Consider the following 3,458-nt stretch of genomic DNA (forward strand, 5'->3'; position numbering starts at 1 on the left):
CGACCAGATCCTGGCGCTGTTCCAGCGCACCCTGGAGACCGGCGAGCCGTACCACACGCCGGAGTTCGTGCAGGAGCGCAGCGACCTGGGCGTGACCGAGGCCTACGAGTGGCAGATCAGCCGCATCCCGCTGGCCAGCGGCGCGCCGGGCGTCGTCTGCTACTACCGCGAGATCTCCGCCCACCTGAGGGCGCGCCGGCGGCTGGAGGCGGCGGATCGCCAGAAGGACCAGTTCCTGGCGATGCTGGCCCACGAGCTGCGCAACCCGATCGCGCCGATCCGCAGCGCCGGCGACGTGCTGAGCCGGCTGGGCCTGCCGGACGAACGCTCGCGCAAGATGGTCGACATCATCCGGCGGCAGGTCGAGACGCTGACCCGGCTGGTCGACGACCTGCTCGACGTGTCGCGCATCACGCAGGGCCGGGTGGAACTCCAGCTCGGGCCGGTGCTGCTGCCCGAGGTCATCGCCCAGGCGGTGGAGACGGTGGAGCCGCTGATGCGGGAACGCCAACACCGGTTCTCGGTGACGCTCGGCGGCCCGCCGCTGCGAGTCTGGGGCGACCAGGCCCGCTTGATCCAGTGCGTGGCGAACCTGCTGACCAACGCCGCCAAGTACACCGACCCGCTGGGCCGCATCGAGCTCTCGCTGCGCGAGGAGCGCGGCCGCGACGGCGCCCCGGGCCAGGCGCTGATCACCGTCAGCGACGACGGCATCGGCATCCCGCCCAGCCTGCAGCTCACCATGTTCGACCTGTTCGTCCAGGGCGACCGCACCCTGGATCGCTCGCAGGGCGGCCTGGGGATCGGCCTGTCGCTCGTCAAGCAGCTGATCGGCATGCACGGCGGCCAGGTCGGCGTGCACAGCGAGGGCAGCGGCACCGGCGCCCGCTTCGAACTGCGCCTGCCGCTGATGGACGCCCGGGCGCTCAGGGCAGTCCCAGCAGCTTGAGGCCGCGTGTCAGCGTCTGCCGCGTGCCCCAGTAGTCCTGCCAGGGATCCTGCTTCTGGAAGCTGAGCCGGTCGCGCGCATTGGCGATGGTCCAGTGGTCGGCGCGCTTGAGCTCGCCCAGCTCGTCCCAGTCGATCGGCATCGACACGCCCAGGCCGGGCCGCGCACGGGCCGAGAAGGCGCAGGCGGTGGTCTGCCCTTCCCCGTTGCGCAGGTAGTCGGGAAAGATCTTGCCGACGCGGTTGCGCGGGCCGCTCTTGGCCGAGAACTTCTTCGGGAAGGTCTCCGCCAGGTGACGCACGACAGCCTGGCTGAAGGCCTTCACCGTGGCGTGGTCGTGGCGCCGGTCGAGCGGCACCACCACGTGCAGGCCCTTGCCGCCGCTGGTCTTGAGCCAGCTCAGCAGGCCCAGTTCCTTGAGCAGCGCGCGGGTGATGCGCGCCGCCTCCACCACCGCGCCGAAGGCCACGCCCTCGCCGGGATCGAGGTCGACGATGAGGCGGTCCGCGCGGTCGAGCCGGTCGTCCTGCGCGTTCCAGGTGTGGAACTCGATCGCGTTCATCTGCGTCATCTGCATCAGCGCCGCGGCGTCGGGGATCACGATGAGCTCGTCGCCCTCGACATGCTTCTGGAAGAACAGCTGGCCCTCGATGCCGTCCGGCGCCCGCACGATCGCCACCGGCCGGCGGCCCAGATGCGGCTGCATCCATTCGATGACGCTCTCGTAGTAGCGGACCAGCTCGATCTTCGTGTGGCCGGTGGAGGGATCGATCACCCGGTCCGGATGCGTGATGCGCAACTGGCCCGACGGCGCGGCGGCGGCCGACCGCTGGTCCTTCGCTACCGGTGAAGCGCGCTTGGCAGCCGGCGCCGATCGGCTCGGCTTCTCCATCTTCTCCACCTTCTCCACCTTCCTCGCCTTTTCTGCGCTCTCCGCCTTCGCGGCCTTGTCTGCCTTCACGGCTTTGCCTGCCTTCCCGGCCGCGCTCGCCGCGTCGGACTTGCCCGCCTTAGCGCCCTTGGCCTCCTTCGCGGGCTTGACCTCCTCGGCGGGCTTCGCCGATTCGCGACCCACGTCGCGCGGCGCCTTATCCACGCGCACGCCCTGGAACGAGGCATGACGGACATGCCCGTCGGGCGTCCACTCGGCGAAGGCGACCTCGACCACCACCGTCGGTTTCACCCACCGGGCCACGCCGCCGCTGCGGCCGCTGAGCTTGGCCCAATGGCTGCGGGCGATCGTGGCCTCGTCGAAATGCGGCTGCTTGACCTCGAGCGCCGCCAGCTGCCGGTGCAGCTCGCCGGCGAGCTTGAGCGACCAGCCCGTGCCCACGCGGCCCGCATACCGCAGCGCGCGGCCCTCGTAGTAGCCCAGCAGCAGGCTGCCCAGGGCCTTCGCGCCGTCGGACCGGTCGGTGAAGCCGACGACGACGAACTCCTGCCGCTGCTGGCACTTCAGCTTGATCCAGGCGTCGCTGCGCGCGGACACGTAGCTGCTGTCAGGGCGCTTCAGGATCAGCCCCTCGAGCCGCATCTGGCAGGCCGCGGCCAGCATCTCCTCGGGCGGCACCGCGAAGTCCTCGCTGAAGCGCAGCGGCCCGTCCTCCTGCTCGGCCATCAGCGCGCGCAGCACCGCGCGGCGGTCCCGCAGCGGCACCTCGCGCAGGTCGTGGCCGTTGAGGAAGGGCACGTCGAAGAGGAAGTAGACGAGGTCCGCCGGCGCGCGGCGCTTCGGATGGCCGATCGCGTTCTGCAGCAGGTTGAAGTCGGGCGCGCCGTCGTCGCGCAGCACGACGATCTCGCCGTCGAGCCAGCCGTTGTCCAGCCCCAGGCCGGCGACGGCCTCGGCCAGCGTGCCCAGGCGATCGGTCCAGTCGTTGCCGCCACGGGTGATCAGGCGCACCTTGCCCTTGTCGACCCGCGCCATCAGGCGGTAGCCGTCGAACTTGGCCTCGGCGATCCACTCGCCGGGCGGCGTGGCGCTCACCAGCGTCGCGAGCTGCGGCGCAGCTCGGCCGGCAGCCGCGCCTTGCGCGCGCGGCTCAAGTCCGGGGTGGCGGCGGCCGCATCCGCTTCACCGGCCTCGCGCTCCTCGATCAGCCCCAGCGGATGCTGGATCACGCTGTCGGGCAGCGCGAGGGTGACGTCGTAATCGGCATGCGCGCGCTCTCGGCCGTCGTGCTTCTTGATCAGCAGCCATTGCTCGCGCTTGGCGGCATCGCGGGAGGTCCGCACCAGCTGCCACAGTCCCGCCAGCTTCTGACCGTGCAGGCGGAAGACCAGCTTGCCGTCGCGCAGGCCCTGCGCCGGATCGCCCTCGGGCTCCCAGGTGCCGTTGTCCCAGACGATGACCTCGCCGGCGCCGTACTGCCGGGGCGGGATGGTGCCCTCGAAGCCGCCGTAGGACAGCGGATGGTCCTCGACATGGATCGCCATGCGGCGCTCCTTGGGGTCGTAGGACGGTCCCTTGGGCACGGCCCAGCTCAGCAGCACGCCGTCGAGCTCCAGC

At 71.1% G+C, this 3,458-nt stretch carries 3 protein-coding genes; 1 reads left to right on the forward strand and 2 read right to left on the reverse strand.

The window, feature by feature from the left end; translation table 11 throughout:
* Window positions 1-949 (forward strand): sensor histidine kinase KdpD (locus FUT87_RS26805; RefSeq protein WP_147242951.1); only part of this gene is annotated, 949 nt, incomplete at its 5' end.
* Here FUT87_RS26805 and ligD read toward each other — a convergent pair.
* The gene (gene ligD / locus FUT87_RS26810; RefSeq protein ID WP_147242952.1) at window positions 927-2,936 is read right to left on the reverse strand and encodes a DNA ligase D; all 2,010 of its coding nucleotides are present in this window, start codon (window positions 2,934-2,936) and stop codon (window positions 927-929) included. The two genes, FUT87_RS26805 and ligD, sit on opposite strands and share 23 nt — an antisense overlap.
* On the reverse strand, window positions 2,933-3,458 hold a 526-nt coding region (locus tag FUT87_RS26815), incomplete at its 5' end, for a DNA polymerase ligase N-terminal domain-containing protein (RefSeq protein ID WP_310735333.1). The genes ligD and FUT87_RS26815, both read right to left, overlap by 4 nt.

Source organism: Mitsuaria sp. TWR114 (assembly GCF_007997345.1).